At 73.3% G+C, this 17,027-nt stretch carries 15 protein-coding genes; 5 read left to right on the top strand and 10 right to left on the bottom strand.

What is annotated here, in order from left to right; all coding sequences use genetic code 11:
• Positions 1-18 precede the first annotated feature (18 nt).
• Complete coding sequence (locus tag ACH5AC_RS32415; protein ID WP_398865828.1) at positions 19-633, top strand: TetR/AcrR family transcriptional regulator C-terminal ligand-binding domain-containing protein; 615 nt, start codon at positions 19-21, stop codon at positions 631-633.
• A 176-nt stretch (positions 634-809) separates the two neighbouring features.
• Here the strand turns inward: ACH5AC_RS32415 and ACH5AC_RS32420 are convergent, their stop codons facing one another.
• Positions 810-1,814 (bottom strand): DUF2510 domain-containing protein, encoded by a 1,005-nt coding sequence (locus ACH5AC_RS32420; protein ID WP_398865829.1) that lies wholly within the window; start codon positions 1,812-1,814, stop codon positions 810-812.
• 728 nt (positions 1,815-2,542) lie between these two features.
• Here ACH5AC_RS32420 and ACH5AC_RS32425 point away from each other — a divergent pair.
• On the top strand, positions 2,543-5,233 hold the full coding sequence (locus tag ACH5AC_RS32425; protein ID WP_398865830.1) for an ATP-binding protein: 2,691 nt from the start codon (positions 2,543-2,545) through the stop codon (positions 5,231-5,233).
• 4 nt (positions 5,234-5,237) lie between these two features.
• Here ACH5AC_RS32425 and pcaD read toward each other — a convergent pair whose 3' ends face one another.
• The 7 genes from pcaD to ACH5AC_RS32460 are packed head-to-tail and all read right to left on the bottom strand — an operon-like array spanning position 5,238 to position 11,688.
• Positions 5,238-6,359, bottom strand: coding sequence for a 3-oxoadipate enol-lactonase (pcaD, locus tag ACH5AC_RS32430; protein ID WP_398865831.1), 1,122 nt, complete (start codon positions 6,357-6,359; stop codon positions 5,238-5,240).
• Positions 6,356-7,681 carry a 3-carboxy-cis,cis-muconate cycloisomerase gene (gene pcaB / locus ACH5AC_RS32435; protein ID WP_398865832.1) on the bottom strand — a complete coding sequence of 442 codons (1,326 nt, stop codon included), beginning with the start codon at positions 7,679-7,681 and terminating at the stop codon, positions 6,356-6,358. The genes pcaD and pcaB overlap by 4 nt, the downstream gene beginning before the upstream one ends.
• On the bottom strand, positions 7,678-8,283 hold the full coding sequence (pcaG, locus tag ACH5AC_RS32440; RefSeq protein WP_398865834.1) for a protocatechuate 3,4-dioxygenase subunit alpha: 606 nt from the start codon (positions 8,281-8,283) through the stop codon (positions 7,678-7,680). Before pcaG ends, pcaB begins: the two co-directional genes overlap by 4 nt.
• A gap of 6 nt (positions 8,284-8,289) precedes the next feature.
• Positions 8,290-9,063, bottom strand: a complete 774-nt coding sequence (pcaH, locus tag ACH5AC_RS32445) for a protocatechuate 3,4-dioxygenase subunit beta (RefSeq protein ID WP_398865835.1) — start codon at positions 9,061-9,063, stop codon at positions 8,290-8,292.
• Positions 9,064-9,083: 20 nt separating this feature from the next.
• A complete protein-coding gene (locus ACH5AC_RS32450; protein WP_398865836.1) occupies positions 9,084-10,292 on the bottom strand; it encodes a thiolase family protein in 1,209 nt (402 codons plus the stop codon).
• Positions 10,289-10,933, bottom strand: coding sequence for a CoA transferase subunit B (locus tag ACH5AC_RS32455; RefSeq protein ID WP_398865837.1), 645 nt, complete (start codon positions 10,931-10,933; stop codon positions 10,289-10,291). The genes ACH5AC_RS32450 and ACH5AC_RS32455 overlap by 4 nt, the downstream gene beginning before the upstream one ends.
• Entirely contained in the window at positions 10,933-11,688 is a 756-nt protein-coding gene (locus ACH5AC_RS32460) for a CoA transferase subunit A (RefSeq protein ID WP_398865839.1), read from the bottom strand. The genes ACH5AC_RS32455 and ACH5AC_RS32460 overlap by 1 nt, the downstream gene beginning before the upstream one ends.
• A gap of 137 nt (positions 11,689-11,825) precedes the next feature.
• Between ACH5AC_RS32460 and ACH5AC_RS32465 the strand changes: the two genes are divergently transcribed.
• Positions 11,826-12,290 (top strand): MarR family winged helix-turn-helix transcriptional regulator, encoded by a 465-nt coding sequence (locus ACH5AC_RS32465; protein ID WP_398865840.1) that lies wholly within the window; start codon positions 11,826-11,828, stop codon positions 12,288-12,290.
• A gap of 21 nt (positions 12,291-12,311) precedes the next feature.
• On the opposite strand, the gene ACH5AC_RS32470 is transcribed toward ACH5AC_RS32465, so the two are convergent.
• Positions 12,312-13,325, bottom strand: a complete 1,014-nt coding sequence (locus ACH5AC_RS32470) for a DUF3048 domain-containing protein (RefSeq protein WP_398865841.1) — start codon at positions 13,323-13,325, stop codon at positions 12,312-12,314.
• Positions 13,326-13,498: 173 nt separating this feature from the next.
• Here ACH5AC_RS32470 and ACH5AC_RS32475 point away from each other — a divergent pair, with 173 nt between their 5' ends.
• On the top strand, positions 13,499-14,689 hold the full coding sequence (locus ACH5AC_RS32475) for a zinc-dependent alcohol dehydrogenase (protein WP_398865842.1): 1,191 nt from the start codon (positions 13,499-13,501) through the stop codon (positions 14,687-14,689).
• A gap of 63 nt (positions 14,690-14,752) precedes the next feature.
• Here ACH5AC_RS32475 and ACH5AC_RS32480 read toward each other — a convergent pair whose 3' ends face one another.
• Entirely contained in the window at positions 14,753-15,823 is a 1,071-nt protein-coding gene (locus ACH5AC_RS32480) for an ATP-dependent DNA ligase (protein ID WP_398865843.1), read from the bottom strand.
• Between the two features lie 75 nt (positions 15,824-15,898).
• On the opposite strand from ACH5AC_RS32480, the gene ligD reads away from it, so the two are divergent.
• Positions 15,899-16,936 carry a non-homologous end-joining DNA ligase gene (gene ligD / locus ACH5AC_RS32485; RefSeq protein WP_398865844.1) on the top strand — a complete coding sequence of 346 codons (1,038 nt, stop codon included), beginning with the start codon at positions 15,899-15,901 and terminating at the stop codon, positions 16,934-16,936.
• Positions 16,937-17,027 lie beyond the last annotated feature (91 nt).

Genomic DNA, 17,027 nt, shown 5'->3' on the forward strand with positions numbered 1-17,027 from the left:
GAGCGAGGAGACAGACCGATGACGTCGCAGGCCGCGGACGGACCGGTGACGGTCGCCGCGTCGCGCCGCTCCAAGCTGACGCGCGAGCGTGAGCAGGAGTTCTTCGACGCCGTCCTCGACCAGGTCCGCGAGAGCGGGTACGACGCCGTCACCATGGAGGGCGTCGCCGCCAGCACGCGGTGCAGCAAGTCGACCCTCTACCGGCAGTGGAAGACCAAGCCCCAGTTCGTGGCGGCGGCCCTGCGCTCCTGCCATCAGGCGCGCTTCGCCGGCATCGACACCGGCACGCTCGCCGGTGACCTGCGAGAGGCCGCCCGGGCGGGCGGCGAGTGGGCGGCCGAGGACACCCGTCTGCTGCAGGCCCTCGGTCACGCGGTCATGCAGGACCCCGCGCTCCAGAGAGCACTGCGCGAGGCGCTGGTCGAGCCGGAGATGGCCGCGCTCAGGGAGATCCTGCGGCGCGGGGTCGAGCGCGGGGAGGTCCCGGCGGACCACCCGGCGCTGGAGTTCGTGCCCGCGCAGTTGTACGGCGTGCTGCGGGTGCGGCCCGTGATCGACGGGCATCAGGCCGATTCGGAGTATCTACTGAGATTTGTGGAGGCCACGGTGCTGCCGGCACTCGGCCTCACCTGAGACGCGGACCGCACAGGCGGGCCACAGGCTCAGGCCGCCGTCCACGGGATGACTGGACGGTGACCTGCTCGCGCCGCACCGTGGGGACGGGGGCGGCGCACACCCCCCGGCCGGGTGGGGTTCCCCTTGAGCGGAGGGCGCCCCACCCGGTCGGCTCGTCCGGCCGGCCGTGCGGATCAGACGCTCTGGCCGCTGCCCCCGCCCTTCGACACCGCGATGCCCTGCCTGATGGTGTCGAGGAGCGACACCTCCTGGTCGGCGTCCAGCCCGAAGCGCAACACCACCAGGCGGGCGGAGTCGACGGGCGAGGGGAAGACCAGCGACTCGACATAGCCGTCGACGCCGTCACTGGTGATCGCCTTCCAGCGGACCATGTAGCCCTTCTGCCCGGCCACGGTCACCGCCTTGGAGGCGAGCACCTCGTGCGAGGTGATCGAGCCGTAGGTGGAGCCGCCGTAGGACTCCTCGGCGTTGGCCGAGATGTCTGCCTTGGCCACCTCCTCGGGCGTGCTGCCCCTGGTGCCCAGCACCTGGTTCGGCACGGAGTACACGCCGCCCTTGGTGCAGGTCTTGGAGGTGTCGCCCGGACACTTGTACGTCGTGTCGGACATCACCTGGGCCCCGACGTCCATCTGCTGGCCCGTCCAGCCCTTGGGCACGGGGATGCTGATGCCGTTGACGGGGTCGGGCACCGAGCCGCTCTTGATCTCGGGTGCCTCGGACGACCGGGGCGACGGCGAGTCCCCACCGGAACCGCCCCCCGAGTCACCGTCGCCGCCCCGGTCGCCGGGACCGTCCTGGCCGCGGGGCCCCTGCGCCGTGCCCGGCCCGTCGCCGCCGCCGCCGTCGTCCTTGGTCAGCGCGTACACGCCGACCCCGATGCTCGCCAGCACCGCGACCGCCGCGGCGACGGCAATACCCGTCCGCAGCGCGCGCCGCGGCGGCGGAGCCGGTGCGGGCAACCCCGGATAGGCCGGGAAGGCCGACTGGGTCGGGTGCGCCGCGAACCCCGCCTGATCCCCGGCGGTCGGCGCCTGCGCCGGCGGCCCCCATGCGGCGGCCGAACCCGCGGGGCGGGTCTGGTCCGTCCATGCCTTGCCGTCCCACCAGCGCTCGGAGGCGGGACCGTCACTTGTCTGCCCGGGGTCGGGATACCACCCCGGAGGAGTCACCTGCGTCATGCCCCCACCGTATGAGGCGACGGTGAAAACCGGATGAGAGGGGGAGGCACCCGCGTGCCCGCCGACGTAGCTCACCTGCCGGGCCACCCCCGCCGCCCGCCAACCCCGCCCCTGCGGTGGGGTCCGCGCGAGTTCTGGCGGGCTGTTCTGTGTTGCCCGTCGGCCCGGCCCTACCGCGGCCGGTCCGCGCGAGTTCCGGCGGACCGTTCTCCGCTGTCTGTCGGCCCGGGCCCTACTGCGGCTGGGTCCGCGCGAGTTCTGGCGGGCTGTTCCCCCTGACCATCGGCGGTCGGCGGTCGCTCCTGGGCCCGCTCCGGCCAGCTCCGCCCAAGCCCTGACGGGCCGCCACCCTTGCCCGCCGACCCCCGGCCCTTGCGTGCCGACCGACCCCCGGCCCTTGCCCGCCGGCTCCCCGCCCTTGCCCGCCGACCCCCAGCCCTTGCGTGCTGGCCCCCCGCCCCTTGCCCGCCGGCCCCCGCCTCTTGGCCGCCGCCTCCCGCCACGCTCCAACCGCACCCCACCCGCGCAGTACCTCACTCGCCGTCAACTTCACGACATGTCCGCCATGTTGACGCCCCATCCGCCCCCGCGCAGGCCCCCGGCGCGTCGTCGGGCGGGGTGATGTCACCCGTCGAGGGAACACCTGCCCGGACGGGCCACCGTGTGGGCCTACGGGGAGCTACCCTCGGGTTCTGTACGTCGTTCGGGCGACTTGGGGAGGTAGCGGGATGACGGAGGTACGGCCGACGGCGGCCGCCTCGGCCTCCCTGTGGGAGCGCGACAAGGAGGTCGCCGCCATCGCGCGGGCGGTGGAGACACTGCGTGCCGACCGGTCGTCCTCGGGCCGACTGCTGGTGTTCCGCGGCGACGCCGGCCTCGGCAAGACGGCCCTGCTGGCCGAGACCCGCCGCATCGCCGAGGCATGCGGCTGCACGGTCTGGTCGGCGCGCGGCGGCGAGACCCTCAGGTCGGTCCCCTTCAACGTCGTACGACAACTGCTGCAGCCCGCCCTGCTGTCGATGCTGCCCGAGGAGGCCCGCGAGTACCTCGGCGACTGGTACCCCGTCGCCGGCCCCGCCCTCGGCATTGCGGAGCCGGACGGTCCGTCGGCCGACCCGCGGAACGTCTCCGACGGCCTGGTCGCCGCCGTACGCCGCCTGGCCCGGCGGGAGTGGCCGCTGGTGCTGCTGGTCGACGACGCGCAGTGGGCCGACCTGGAGACCCTGCACTGGCTGGCCGCCTTCGTCGAACGCCTGGACGACCTGCCCGCGCTGGTCGTCGTCGCCCGCCGGGACGGCGAGGTGAGCGGCGAGGCCGCCCGCTGCCTCGACGCGGTCGCCGCCGTCGCCGGCGCCGCCGTGACCGGCCTGAGCGCGCTCACCCCGGACGCGGTAGCCGGACTCACCCGCGCAACCGTGGGCGCCCACGCCGACGCGCCGTTCTGCCGCGAGGTGTGGGCGGTCACCGGCGGCAACCCGTACGACACCGTCGAACTCCTCGCCAAGGTCCTGGACAGCGAGCTGGAGCCGACCGAGTCCTCCGCGGCCGAACTGCGCCCGCTCAACCGGTCCGCGCGCGGCGGCGGGCTGGTCGCCCGCCTGGAGGAACTCGGCGTGGACGCCACCCGGTTCGCCTGGGCGGCCGCCATCCTCGGCGCCGGGATCACCGTCGACCAGGTGGCCCGCCTCTCCGGCCTCGACCATGACGACGCCCGGAACTGCGCCGAACTCCTGCGCGGTGCCCGCATCCTCACCGCACCCGACGCCACGGCCGGCCCCGCCGCCGACGGCGAGCTGGTGTTCGTGCACCCGCTGATCGCCACCGCCGTCTACAACTCCGTTCCCGACGCCCTGCGCACGGCCATGCACGGCATCGCCGCACAGATCGTCACCCAGGCCGGCAAGGGCGTCGCGGCCGCCTCCCGGCACCTGCTCCAGGTCCACCCGGACGACGACGAGGAACTCGTCGCGCAGCTGCGCGAGGCCGCCCGCGAACACCTCGCCGTCGGCGCGCCCGACGCGGCCCGCCGCTGCCTGGAACGCGCCCTGGCCGAGCCGCCCCGCCCGCACGTCCACGCGCGCGTGCTCTACGAACTGGGCTGCGCCACCCTGCTCACCGCGCCCGCGACCACCATCGGCCACCTCAGGACCGCGCTCGCCCTGCCGGGCCTTGAGGGCGCCGACCGCGTCGACGCCGTCTACCGCCTCTCCCAGGCGCTGCTCCACAACAACGAGCTGGAGGAGGCCGTCCGCACCGTCGAGGCGGAGGCCGCCCGGCTGGCCCCGGGACCGGCCCGGATGCGGCTGCAGGCCGTGCAGTTCATGTGGGAGGGCGTCCACGCCGGTGAGACCACCACCCCGGGGCGCTCCGAGCGGCTCGCCGCCCTCGCCGCCACCTGCACCGGCCGCGACAACTCCGAGCGCGCCCTGCTCATCCTGCGCGGCTTCGACGCCATGACCCACGGCGAGAACGCCGAGGAGGTCGTCGAGATCTGCGACCGCGCCCTCGTCAACGGCCGGCTCGCACCCGGACTCGGCTGGACCGACACCGAGTGGGGCCTGGAACTGCCCATGATGCTGGCCAGCTCCTACGCCTACACCGACCGCCTCGACCGCGCCGAGGCCCTCTTCACGGAAGCCCTCAACGCCTATGAGTCCGCCCGCTGGAGCGGCGGCCACCTGGCCCTGGCCCACGCCTACGTCGGGCTCGGCCACCGCCGGCGCGGCCGCCTGAGGGACGCCGAGAAGTCCCTGCGCGAGTCGCTCCGGCTCGCCGAGCGCGTCGGCCGCGGACTGCCCCTGTACTGGTCGGCGACCTGCAACCTGGTCGACACGCTGCTCGCCCGCGGCCATGTCGACGAGGCGTGGCGGATCGCCGAACAGTACGGCTTCGCGCCGCCGTACCCGTCGACGATCGTGCTGCCCGACCCGCGCTCGGTGCGCGGCCGGCTGCTGCTCGCCGTCGGCCGCGCCCAGGACGGCGTCAACGAACTGGCGGAGGCCGAGAAGGCGGCGGCCGCCCGCGGCCACCTCAACCCGGTGATGGTCCCCTGGGCGGCCGACCTCGCCCGCGCCCTCGCCGCCGAGGACCCGGCCCGGGCCGCCCGGCTCGCCGCCGACGCCCGCCGACAGGCCGAGCGCTTCGGCACCGACACCGCCATCGGCGAGGCCCTGCGCTGCGCCGCCGCCCTGGAGACCGGCCGCCGACGGGTCCAGCTCGCCGGCCAGGCGGTCACGTATCTGGAGGCGTCGCCCTGCCAGTACGAACACGCCGCGGCCCGCGTCGAGTACGGCATCGCCGCCCGCTCCGCCGCCGAGCTCGACCGGGGCCTGACCCTGGCCCGTTCCTGTGGCGCGGACGGCCTCGCGGCCCAGGCGGAGCGGGCACTGGGGCAGCTGCCCGCGCTGGAGGCGCGGTGACCCGTCAGCGGTGGTCGTCCTCCTCGGCCAGGACCCGCTGAGCCGTGGCGAACGCCGAGTTCGCCGCCGGGACCCCGCAGTACACGGCCGTCTGCAGCAGGACGGCGCCGATCTCCTCCGGCGTCAGTCCGTTGCGCCGCGCCGCCCGGACGTGCATCGCGAGCTCGTCGTAGTGTCCGTGCGCCACCAGGGCGGTCAGCGTGATCATGCTGCGCTCACGGCGGGTCAGCGTCGGGTCGGTCCAGATCTCACCCCAGGCGTAGCGGGAGATGAAGTCCTGGAAGCGCGCGGTGAACGGGGTCTGCCGGGCCTGCGCGTGGTCCACGTGCGCGTCGCCGAGGACCGCACGCCGTACCGCCATGCCCCGCCGGGCGCCGCCGCCGTCGAAGTGCGCGCGCAGCGCGGTCAGCACGGCCTGGGGGCACTGCGCGGGCGCCAGATGCGAGGCGCCCGGTATCTCGACGAGCGCCGCGCCCGGCACGGCGTCCGCGATCTCCCGCAGATGCGCCGGCGGGGTCGCCGGATCCTCCCGGCCGGCCACCAGCAGCGTGGGTACGGCGATCTCGCCGAGCCGTTCCCGCAGATCGAACGCTGCCAGCGCGTCACAGCAGGCGGCGTACGCGCCCGGATCGGCGTCCCGGTGGTCCTGGACCAGGCGCGGCACGGTGAACCCGGGCGTGAACCAGCGTGCGTCCGCCGTCTCCGCCAGCCCCGCCAGCCCTTCGCGTCGCACCAGCGCGGCCCGCTCCTCCCACGGCCGCGCCCCGTTGAAGTGGGCCGACGAACAGATCACGGCCAGGGAGGTGATCCGCTCCGGGTGGTGCACGGCGAGATGCAGGCCGACGGCGCCGCCCAGGGACACCCCCGCGTAGGCGAACCGCTCGACGCCGAGCGAGTCGGCGAGGGCGAGCACCAGAGCGGCGAGGTCGGCGACGGTGGCGCCGGGCCGGATGAGGTCCGCCGCCGAGCCGCCGTGCCCGGGCAGGTCCCAGCGCACCACCCGATGGGTGGCCGACAGCTCGGGCGCCACCTCGTCCCACAGGGAGCACGAGGTGCCGAGCGAGGGTCCGAGGAGCAGCGGGGGCGCGGAGACCGGCCCTTCGCCGCGGTGGTCGAGGAGGGTCAACGTCGCTCCAGAGCACGGTCGGTGAGGGCTCCCGCGGAGCCGGTGTAGTGCGTGGGGTCGAGGTCCAGGTCCGCCAGCTCCGGCGCCTGGTCGAGCGGTCGGCCCTCGGACGCCAGCCGGGTGAGGAGTTCCTTGGCGCGGGCCCGCCCCAGCACCGGGGCGAGCTCGGCGGACAGCCGCTCGGAGACGATCGAACCGTGGGTCAGATCCAGGTGTTCCCGCATGGCATCGGGTCGTACCCGCAGCCCCTCGGCCAGCGCGGCGGCGTCCCGTGCGGCGCCGCCGGCCAGCCGCAGCAGGTCCCGGAGCGGCTCCCACTCCGCGTGCCAGGCCCCGGCAGGCCGCTCGTCCTCCGCCGCCAGCGCCCCGTACAGCGTGGCCGCGAGCTGCGGTGCCCGCCGCGCCGCGGCGGCGATGAGGGTGGACCGTACGGGATTGGACTTGTGCGGCATGGCGGACGAACCGCCGCCGCCGCTCGCCGTGTTCTCCGCGACCTCGGCGATCTCGGTGCGGGAGAGGGTGAGGACGTCCACGGCGAGCTTGCCGAGCGCGCCGGCCGTGAGGGCGAGGCACCCGGCGAGATCGGCGACCGGCGTCCGCAGGGTGTGCCAGGGCAACTCCGGTGCCCGCAGGCCGAGTTCGCGGGCATAGGCCGCCGGCAGCGCCATCGGATCGTCCGCGCCGTACGCGCCGAAGGCGGCCAACGTCCCGGCCGCGCCCCCCAGTTGGGCGGGCAGGGAGTCCCGTACGGCCGTGACCCGGTCCCGGGCGTCCAGCACCAGCGACCGCCACCCGGCCGCCTTCAGCCCGAACGTCGTCGGTACGGCGTGCTGGGTGAGCGTCCGGCCCGGCATCGCGGTGTCCCGGTGCTCGGCGGCGAGCCGGGCCAGTGCCCGCTCCGTGCGGTCCAGGTCGCCGAGGACCAGGCCGAGCGTGCGCACGGCGACCAGCATCGCCGCCGTGTCCATGATGTCCTGGCTGGTCGCCCCCCGGTGGACGTACGGGCCGTACGGGTCGCCGACCGCCTTCGTCAGATCGGCGACCAGCGGGATCACCGGGTTGCCCCCGGCGCGGGCCCGCTCCGCCAGGGACCGCACGTCGAACCGGTCCGCGTCGGCCGCCTCGGTGACCGCCCGCGCCGCCTCGGCCGGAGCGAGGCCGAGGGCGGCCTGCGCCCTGGTCAGGGCGGCCTCCGCATCGAGCAGCGCCCGCAGGTACGCGGTGTCGCTCGTCGCGGCCGCGGCGGGGGAGTCGGCCCACCCGGGGGCGAGCAGGCCGCTGTCGGCTGGGGGCACCTCCCGCCCGAAGGGTGGGGGAGTCACTGGAACTCCAGGAAGACCGTCTCGCCCTCGCCCTGAAGGCGGATGTCGAAACGGTACGGGCCCGCGCCGTCGCCCTGGGCGATCAGCGTGTCGCGTCGCCCGGCCGGCAGCCGGGAGAGCAGCGGATCGGCGGCCAGCGCGGCCTCGTCGCCCGGCAGGTAGATCCGGGTGAACAGATGCACCAGCAGCCCGCGCGCGAACACGCACACGCTGAGGTGGGGGGCGCTGCGCCCGCGCGCGCCGGGCCGCAGCGTCCGCGCCGACCAGTGGCCGCCCGCATCGGTCTGGACGCGCCCCCAGCCGGTGAACTCCACTCCGTTGCGGCCCAGGAAGCCGCCGCTCGCGGGGTCGCGCCGCATCGAGCCGTCGACCCGCGCGACGGTGCCGTCGGGGTCCGGGCCCCACAGTTCGAGGAAGGCGTCCGGGAGCGGCCTGCCCTCGCCGTCGTACACGTATCCCTGGAGGGCGATCGCGTCCGGGTGGCCGACGGGGGCGATGTCGCCGCCGCCGGGGAAGGGCAGGGCATGGCCGTAGAAGGGGCCGACCGTGTGGGAGGGGGTGGGCAGCACCGTCTCCGGACGGCTGGTGTCGATCTTCGTCATGGCGGGTCAGCGTCCCTCTTCGATCCAGGTGGCGGACGGTCCGTCGAGCACGATGTCCCAGTGGTAGCCCATCGAGAACTCCGGCACCGACAGGCTGTGGTCGTACGTCGCGATCAGCCGCTGCCGCGCCGCGTCGTCCGTCACGGACTGCAGGATCGGGTCGTAGGGGAACAGCGGGTCGTTCGGGAAGTACATCTGCGTCACCAGCCGCTGGGTGAACGCCGTGCCGAAGACCGAGAAGTGGATGTGGGCCGGCCGCCAGGCGTTGACGTGCTGGCGCCAGGGGTAGGGGCCCGGCTGGACGGTGGTGAAGTGGTAGTGGCCGTCGTCGTCGGTGAGGGTGCGGCCGACGCCGGTGAAGTTCGGGTCCAGCGGGGCGTCGTGCTGCTCCCGCTGATGGGCGTAGCGGCCGGCGGAGTTCGCCTGCCAGATCTCGATCAGCTGGCCGCGCACGGGACGCCCGGCGCGGTCCAGCAGCCGTCCGGAGACGGTGATGCGCTCACCGATGGGCTCGCCCGTGTGCTGCCGGGTGAGGTCGTTGTCGATCTCGGTGATGTCCCGTTCGCCGAAGGCCGGGGAGACGAGTTCGACCGCCTCCGGGTCCTTGCTGACGTCGATGTTGACGGGCGGCTGCCTGGGGTGGCGCAGGAGCGAGGACCGGTACGGCGCGTAGTCGCGGCGCGGATGGTGCTCGACGGGCGCGCCGTCGGCGATCCGCTTCTCGTACGCGGCGTGCGCGGCCGCGATCTCCTGGTCGATGTCGTGCTGGGTGAGAGCCATGGGGGACTCCTGAGGGGTGGTCAGCGTTCCAGGACGAGGGCGAGGCCCTGGCCCACGCCGATGCAGAGGGTGGCGACACCGGTACCGGTGCCGCGGCGGGCGAGTTGATGGGCGACGGTGCCGGCGAGGCGGGCACCGGAGGCCCCGAGGGGGTGGCCGAGGGCGATGGCGCCGCCCTGCGGGTTGAGGATCGCGGGGTCGAACTCGGGCCACTCGGCGAGACAGCCGAGCACCTGGGCGGCGAACGCCTCGTTCAGCTCCAGGACCGACAGGTCGTCGAATGTCCTGCCCGCCTTGGCGAGTGCGCGGTTCACCGCCTCGACGGGGGCGAGTCCGAAGTAGTGCGGGTCGAGCGCGCAGACGCCGGTCGCGCCGATCCGGGCGAGCGGTTCGCGGCCGGTGGCCTCCAGGCCCCGCTCGTCGGCCAGCAGCAGGGCGGCCGCGCCGTCGTTGAGCGGCGAGGCGTTCCCGGCGGTGACCGTGCCGCCGTCGTCGTCGGAACGGAAGGACGGCTTGAGCCTGGCCATCGCCTCCAGGGAGGCGTCCGGTCGTACGCACTCGTCGGCGGCGAGGACGACCGGGTCTCCCTTGCGGTTCGGCAGGGTGACCGGCGCCAACTCGGCCTCGAACAGGCCCTGTTCCTGCGCTGCGGCCGCCTTGCGATGGCTGTGCAGGGCGAACTCGTCCTGCTGTTCGCGGGTGATCCTGTGCTTGTCGGCGATGAGTTCGGCGGACTCACCGAGGGGGACGGTCCACTGCGGGTCCATCTCCGGGTTGACCATGCGCCAGCCGAGCGTGGTCGAGTACAGCTCGCCGTGCGCCGCCGGGAAGGCCCGGTCCGGCTTGGGCAACACATACGGTGCCCGTGTCATCGACTCCACCCCGCCCGCTACGGCGAGGGAGGCGTCGCCGGCCGCGATGGCGCGGGCCGCCTGGACGACCGCCTCCAGGCCGGAGGCGCACAGGCGGTTGACGGTGACGCCGGGGACGGAGGTCGGCAGACCGGCGAGGAGGGCGGCCATCCGGCCGACGTTGCGGTTCTCCTCGCCGGCGCCGTTGGCGTTGCCGAAGTAGACGTCCTCGATGCGGGACGGGTCCAGGGCGGGGCTGCGGGCGAGGAGTTCACGCAGGGCGTGGGCGGCCAGGTCGTCCGGGCGGACGGAGGCGAGCGCGCCGTTGTAACGGCCGATCGGGGTGCGGACCGCGTCCACGATGTAAACCGGGTTCACAGCAGCTCCTCGGCGACGCTCAGTTTCGCGTCCGTCTTCGCGGTGATCTCGTCCACACTCACCCCGGGCGCGGTCTCGACGAGGACCAGCCCGTCCTCGGTGACATCCAGAACACCCAGGTCGGTGATGACCCGGTGCACACACGCCTTGCCGGTGAGCGGCAGCGTGCACTCCGTGAGGATCTTCGGGCTGCCGTCCTTCGCGGTGTGCGTCATCGCCACGATCACCGTGCGGGCGCCGTGCACCAGGTCCATCGCCCCGCCGATGCCGGTGATCAGCTTGCCGGGGATCGCCCAGTTGGCCAGGTCGCCCCGCTGCGAGACCTGCATCGCGCCGAGCACCGCGACATCGATGTGCCCGCCGCGGATCATCGAGAAGGACAGCGCCGAGTCGAAGAAGGACGCGCCCGGCAGGACGGTCACGGTCTCCTTGCCGGCGTTGATCAGATCCGGGTCGACGGCGTCCTCGGCCGGGTACGGGCCGGTGCCCAGGATGCCGTTCTCGCTCTCCAGGACGACTTCGACGCCCTCGGGGAGATGATTCGGGATCAGGGTCGGCAGGCCGATGCCGAGATTGACGTACTGGCCGTCGCGCAGTTCACGCGCCGCGCGCGCGGCCATCTCCTCACGCGTCCAGGCCATCAGCCGCTCACCGTCCGCCGCTCGATCTTCTTGTCCGCCGCCTGTCCGGGGGTGAGGGCGACCACCCGCTGCACGAAGATGCCCGGCACATGCACCGCGTCCGGCTCGATCCCGCCCGGCTCGACCAGCTCCTCGACCTCGGCGATGGTCACCCGGCCGGCCATCGCGGCCAGCGGGTTGAAGTTGCGGGACGACTTGTTGAACACCAGGTTCCCGTGCCGGTCGCCCCGCGCCGCGCGCACCAGCGCGAAGTCGGTGCGGATGCCGCGCTCCAGCACGTACTCGGTGCCGTCGAACTCCCGCACCTCCTTCGGCGGCGAGGCCAGCGCGACGCCGCCCTGACCGTCGTAGCGCCAGGGCAGCCCGCCCTCGGCGACCTGGGTGCCGACCCCGGCCGGGGTGTAGAAGGCGGGGATCCCGGCGCCACCGGCGCGCAGCCGTTCGGCGAGCGTGCCCTGCGGGATCATCTCGACCTCCAGCTCGCCCGCGAGGTACTGACGGGCGAACTCCTTGTTCGCGCCGATGTAGGAGCCGGTCACCCGGGCGATCCGCCCGGCCGCCAGCAGTACCGCCAGGCCCGACTCCATGGCCCCGCAGTTGTTGGAGACCACCGACAGGCCCGACACGCCCCGCTCGTACAGCGCCTCGATGAGCACGTTCGGCACACCGCTCAGCCCGAAACCGCCCACCGCGAGCGACGCGCCGTCGCCCACATCGGCCACCGCCTCCCGGGCGGTGGCGACCACCTTGTCCATCCGTGAAGCCCCATCTCTCCAATTACTCAGCGCACTGAGTATTTCAGTGAGGTCGCTTTCACGCTGTCATCAGTGTTCTCTCTCGTCAAGGGGTGGTATTGTTCAGTGCACCGATCAATCCGACCAGGGGAGCGCACATGGCCGCGGTGGATCTCACCACCCACCCCGGGCACCTGGCCCGACGGCTCCAGCAGGCCCACTACCTGCTGTGGAACACGATGGTCTCCGAGGAGATCACCTCGCCGCAGTTCGCCGTCCTGAACACGCTCGTCGCCGAACCGGGACTCGATCAGCGGACCGTGGGGGAGCGGGTGGGGCTCGACCGGTCCACCATCGCCGAGGTGATCAGCCGCCTCGGCCGACGGGGACTGCTCGACAAGGTGCGCGACCCCGAGGACGGCCGCCGCTTCCTGCTGCGGCTCACCGAGGACGGCGTCCGCACCCACCGCAGGCTGACCGTGCGCACCGCCCGGATGAACCAGGTCTTCCTCGCCCCGCTCTCCGCCGACGAACAGACCGTGTTCTTCGACCTCATGCGGCGGGTCGCGGACGCGGCGGAGGGGCTGCGCCATCCGGCGGAGCCCCTCGGCGCGCAGACCTGACACGCTGCTGGCCGGGGACGGTCAGGACGCCTGCGCGTACACCACCCACACCTGGCCCTCGGCGAAGTTGACCGGCTCGCCGTCCCGCGTCGTGAAGACCGTGCCGTCCGCGGCCTTCTCGCGCTCCCACCGCACGTCGTGGGCGCGTCCGTCCCGCAGCACCGTCGCCGTCCCGGAGCCCACCGTCTCGGTGTACGGCGTGTAATTGCCGAGGAAGTCGTGGAAGTCGCTCTTGCGCACCTTCACGTGCTGCACCACCACCGTCGCCGGTGCCATGCGGCCGCCGTCCGTCGTCACCGCCGCCTCGCCGTCCATCGACACCAGCCAGCGACCCCGCTCCGCCGACCAGGTGAAGGTGAAGCGGGCCGCCGGATAGCGCACCGTGCGGAACGCCTCGGCCTTGCCGCCGGAGGGTGCGGGGCCGTAGCGGAAGCCGGTGGTCAGCGCCTCCTCGCCCGCCGCCTCGGACAGCAGACGACCGGGGCGCAGATACAGGTTGTGCGGAGCGGGCCTGGTCCGGCCGCGGTGGAAGGAGCCGGACGCCGTGTCGGGCGTCACCACCTTCAGGGGCGCCCTGTTGATCAGCGGCATGAGCTTCTTCTGTGCCCCCGAGAAGGCCAGCAGCGGCCGGTCGAACTGGCGCAGCAGCTCCAGGTCGGCCTCGCGGGCGCTGCGCACCGGGCCGACCACCTTGGGCAGCTCGGTGGCGTACACGGCCATCAGCCGGCTCAGCCCGCCCTCGACCTGCTCGACGTAGACGACGTCCGCCGCGTTCAGACCGGTGTGCGGACGGGCCGTGCGGGAGTTGTCGATCTTCACCGCGAGTGCTGGGCCGCTGGGTGCCGTGCTCGCTGTGCCGTCGGGTGACGAGCTGCGGACCGGGTCGTGGTCCCCGCCGCGCCCGTCGTCGCGGGTGACCTGCGGGCCGCCGGCGCAGCCCACCGCCAGGGCGGCCGTCATCGCACCGGCCAGCAGTGCTCGTGCCGTCGCACCGCGCCGCGTCCACGCTCTTCGTGCCGTGCCCACAGTCGCCATCCCGTTCGATCCCTTGATTGTGCACTTATCGGGTCATCAATGGCCATACCCGATCATTTACGACTGTTCGCTGATGCTGAGCCGATCGGCTCAGGGCGCGGTTCGGTCACAGCCGCCCGGGTACCCGGGCGGCTGATCACCGGACCCGGCTACGGCAGAGGGAGTGCGGCGCGATGAAGGCAGTGACCTGGCAGGGCAAGCGGGAAGTCCGGGTGGAGACGGTGCCCGACCCGGCGATCCAGGAACCGACGGACGCCGTCATCCGCGTCACGTCCAGCGGCCTGTGCGGCTCCGACCTGCACCTGTACGAGGTGCTCACGGCGTTCATGACCCCGGGTGACATCCTCGGCCACGAACCGATCGGCATCGTCGAGGAGGTCGGCCCCGCCGTCCCCGACCTCCAGGCCGGCGACCGGGTCGTCGTGCCCTTCCAGATCGCCTGCGGCAACTGCTGGATGTGCCTCAACTCCCTGCCCACCCAGTGCGAGACCACCCAGGTCACCGGCGAGGGCATGGGCGCCGCCCTGTTCGGCTACACCCGGCTGTACGGCGCGGTCCCGGGCGCGCAGGCCGAGTACCTGCGCGTGCCGCAGGCCCAGTACGGGCCGATCAAGGTGCCCGAGGGCCCGCCCGACGACCGCTATGTCTACCTCTCCGATGTGCTGCCCACCGCCTGGCAGGCCGTCGCCTACGCCGACATCCCGCAGGGCGGCAGCGTGGCCGTACTCGGCCTCGGCCCCATAGGTGACATGGCCTGCCGGGTCGCCCAGGTGCGCGGCGCCGGGCGCGTCTTCGGCGTGGATCTCGTCGGGGACCGGCTGCGACGGGCCCGCGCCCGCGGCGTGGAGACCTATGACCTGCGCGCCTTCGACACCGAGAAGGACCTGATCGAGGCGATCCGCGACGAGACCGACGGCCGCGGCCCCGACGCGGTGATCGACGCCGTCGGCACCGAGGCGCACGGCAGCGCCGCCGCCCGTCTCGCCCAGCAGGCGTCGTCGATCCTCCCGCGCAGGATCGGCGGCCCCCTGGCGGAGCGCTTCAGCGTCGACCGCCTCGCCGCCCTGCACACCGCGATCGACCTGGTGCGTCGCGGCGGCACCCTCTCCCTGGTCGGCGTCTACGGCGGCACCGCCGACCCGCTGCCGATGCTCACCCTCTTCGACAAGCAGCTCCAGATGCGCATGGGCCAGGCCAACGTCCGCCGGTGGAGCGACGAGATCCTGCCCTACCTCACCGACGAGGACCCCCTCGGCGTCGACGACTTCGCCACCCACCGGCTGCCGCTGACCGAGGCACCGCACGCGTACGAGATGTTCCAGCGCAAGCAGGACGGGGCCGTGAAGGTGCTCATGACGCCGTGAAGGGCGCCGGCCTCCTGGGGGACGGCGGCGTCCTGGGGACTGCGACCTCCTGGGGACGGCGAGTCACCCGCTCGTACCGAGGATCTCCGTGAGGTCGTAGCGCACCGGTTCCTCCAACTGGGCGTACGTGCAGCTCTCCGGCGTACGGTCCGGGCGCCAGCGGCGGAACCGGGCCGTGTGCCGGAAACGCACCCCGTTCTCCATGTGGTCGTACGCCACCTCCGCCACCCGCTCCGGCCGCAGCGGCACCCACGACAGGTCCTTCTTGCCCGACCAGCGGCTCGGCGCGCCCGGCAGCCGGGCGGTCTCATGGGCGGCCTCGTCATCCCAGGCCGCCCAGGGATGCTCGGCGACATCGTCCATCCGCAGCGGCTCCAGCTCCTCCACCAGCTCCGCGCGCCGTTTCATCGGGAACGCCGCCGACACGCCGACGTGCTGCAGGGCGCCCCGGTCGTCGTACAGGCCCAGCAGCAGGGAGCCGACCACGGGGCCGGTCTTGTGGAAGCGGTAGCCGGCGACCACCACGTCCGCCGTGCGCTCGTGCTTGATCTTGAACATCACGCGTTCGTCGGGCCGGTAGCGCAGCGTCAGCGGCTTGGCGATCACCCCGTCCAGCCCCGCCCCCTCGTACTCCTCGAACCACTGCCGCGCCACCTCCACATCGGTCGTCGCCGGCGCCAGATGCACCGGGGGCGTCACCCCGGACAGCGCCCTGACCAGCAGCTCACGCCGGTCGGTCAGCGGTACGTCGAGCAGCGACTGGTCGTCGAGGGCCAGCAGGTCGAACGCGACGAACGAGGCCGGGGTCCGCTCGGCCAGCGTCCGCACCCGGGAGTCGGCCGGATGGATGCGCTCGGTCAGCGCGTCGAAGTCCAGCCGCCCCTCCCGCGCGATCACGATCTCCCCGTCCAGCACGCACCGCTTCGGCACCCGCTCCCGCACGGCCATCACCAGCTCGGGAAAGTACCTGGTCAGCGTCTTGCCGGTGCGGCTGCCCAGCTCCACCTCCGTCCCGTCGCGGAACACGATCGCCCGGAACCCGTCCCACTTGGCCTCGTACTGCATGCCCGGCGGAATGGTCGCCACCGACTTGGCGAGCATCGGCTTCACGGGCGGCATCACCGGCAGATCCATAGGGCCGATTCTGCTCCGGTATGCCCATAGTCGCCTGGTGTGCGAGCTATGCGCCCTCGGCCTACCGTGGCACCCATGGGCGATGCGGTGGAACTGGAAGCGGGCGGCCGGACCGTACGGCTGACCAACCCCGACAAGGTCTTCTTCCCGGAGCGCGGTTTCACCAAGCTGGACCTCGCGCAGTACTACCTGGCCGTCGCCCCCGGCATCCTGCGCGCCCTGCGCGACCGTCCCACCACCCTGGAGCGCTACCCCGACGGGGTGACCGGCGAGTGGTTCTTCCAGAAGCGGGCCCCGAAGAACTTGCCCGACTGGATCCCCACCGCTCACATCACCTTCCCCAGCGGCCGCAGCGCCGACGAGATGTGCCCCACCGAGGAGGGTGCCGTGGTGTGGGCCGCCCAGTACGGCACCCTCACCTTCCACCCCTGGCCGGTCCGCCGCACCGATGTCGACCGCCCCGACGAACTGCGCATCGACCTCGACCCGCAGCCCGGCACCGACTACGCCGACGCTGTCCGCGCCGCCCATGAACTGCGCGCCCTCCTGGACGAGTTCGGCGGCCTGCGCGGCTGGCCCAAGACATCCGGCGGACGGGGCCTGCACGTCTTCGTGCCCATCGAACCCCGCTGGACCTTCACCGAGGTCCGGCGCGCCGCGATCGCCGTGGGCCGGGAGATGGAACGCCGAATGCCCGACCTGGTCACGATCAAGTGGTGGAAGGAGGAACGCGGCGAACGCATCTTCCTCGACTACAACCAGACCGCCCGCGACCGCACCATCGCCTCCGCCTACTCCGTACGCCCCCACCCGCACGCGCCCGTCTCGGCGCCCCTGCGCTGGGACGAGGTCGGCGACGCCCACCCCCGCGACTTCGACCTCGCCACCATGCCGGCCCGCTTCGCCGAACTCGGCGACGTCCACGCCGACATGGACGATCACGCCTACTCCCTCGACGCCCTGCTCGACCTCGCCCGCCGCGACGAACGCGAGCACGGCCTCGGTGACCTGCCGTATCCCCCGGAGTACCCGAAGATGCCGGGCGAGCCGAAGCGGGTACAGCCGAGCCGGGCGCGCCGCGCGGGTCCGGCGGGGGAGTCGGACGCACCCTAGTGCCGCATCAGTCAACGTTCGCCCTGGGCGGTCTGCGACGATGACTCCGTGGACGAAGAAGTCATTCCCATTCTTCGCGTAGGGGACGCTG

Origin of the sequence: Streptomyces sp. NPDC018693 (assembly GCF_044391385.1) — a bacterium.
GTDB lineage: Bacteria > Actinomycetota > Actinomycetes > Streptomycetales > Streptomycetaceae > Streptomyces.

Bases quoted from the DNA above. Each gene is read 5' to 3' on its own strand.
- ACH5AC_RS32455 (WP_398865837.1), bottom strand. From the start codon at position 10,933: ATGGCCTGGACGCGTGAGGAGATGGCCGCGCGCGCGGCGCGTGAACTG.
- pcaH (WP_398865835.1), bottom strand. From the start codon at position 9,063: ATGGCTCTCACCCAGCACGACATCGACCAGGAGATCGCGGCCGCGCAC.
- ACH5AC_RS32425 (WP_398865830.1), top strand. From the start codon at position 2,543: ATGACGGAGGTACGGCCGACGGCGGCCGCCTCGGCCTCCCTGTGGGAG.
- ACH5AC_RS32480 (WP_398865843.1), bottom strand. From the start codon at position 15,823: ATGGATCTGCCGGTGATGCCGCCCGTGAAGCCGATGCTCGCCAAGTCG.
- ACH5AC_RS32460 (WP_398865839.1), bottom strand. From the start codon at position 11,688: ATGGACAAGGTGGTCGCCACCGCCCGGGAGGCGGTGGCCGATGTGGGC.
- ACH5AC_RS32420 (WP_398865829.1), bottom strand. From the start codon at position 1,814: ATGACGCAGGTGACTCCTCCGGGGTGGTATCCCGACCCCGGGCAGACA.
- ligD (WP_398865844.1), top strand. From the start codon at position 15,899: ATGGGCGATGCGGTGGAACTGGAAGCGGGCGGCCGGACCGTACGGCTG.
- ACH5AC_RS32465 (WP_398865840.1), top strand. From the start codon at position 11,826: ATGGCCGCGGTGGATCTCACCACCCACCCCGGGCACCTGGCCCGACGG.
- ACH5AC_RS32475 (WP_398865842.1), top strand. From the start codon at position 13,499: ATGAAGGCAGTGACCTGGCAGGGCAAGCGGGAAGTCCGGGTGGAGACG.
- ACH5AC_RS32470 (WP_398865841.1), bottom strand. From the start codon at position 13,325: ATGGCGACTGTGGGCACGGCACGAAGAGCGTGGACGCGGCGCGGTGCG.
- pcaG (WP_398865834.1), bottom strand. From the start codon at position 8,283: ATGACGAAGATCGACACCAGCCGTCCGGAGACGGTGCTGCCCACCCCC.
- ACH5AC_RS32415 (WP_398865828.1), top strand. From the start codon at position 19: ATGACGTCGCAGGCCGCGGACGGACCGGTGACGGTCGCCGCGTCGCGC.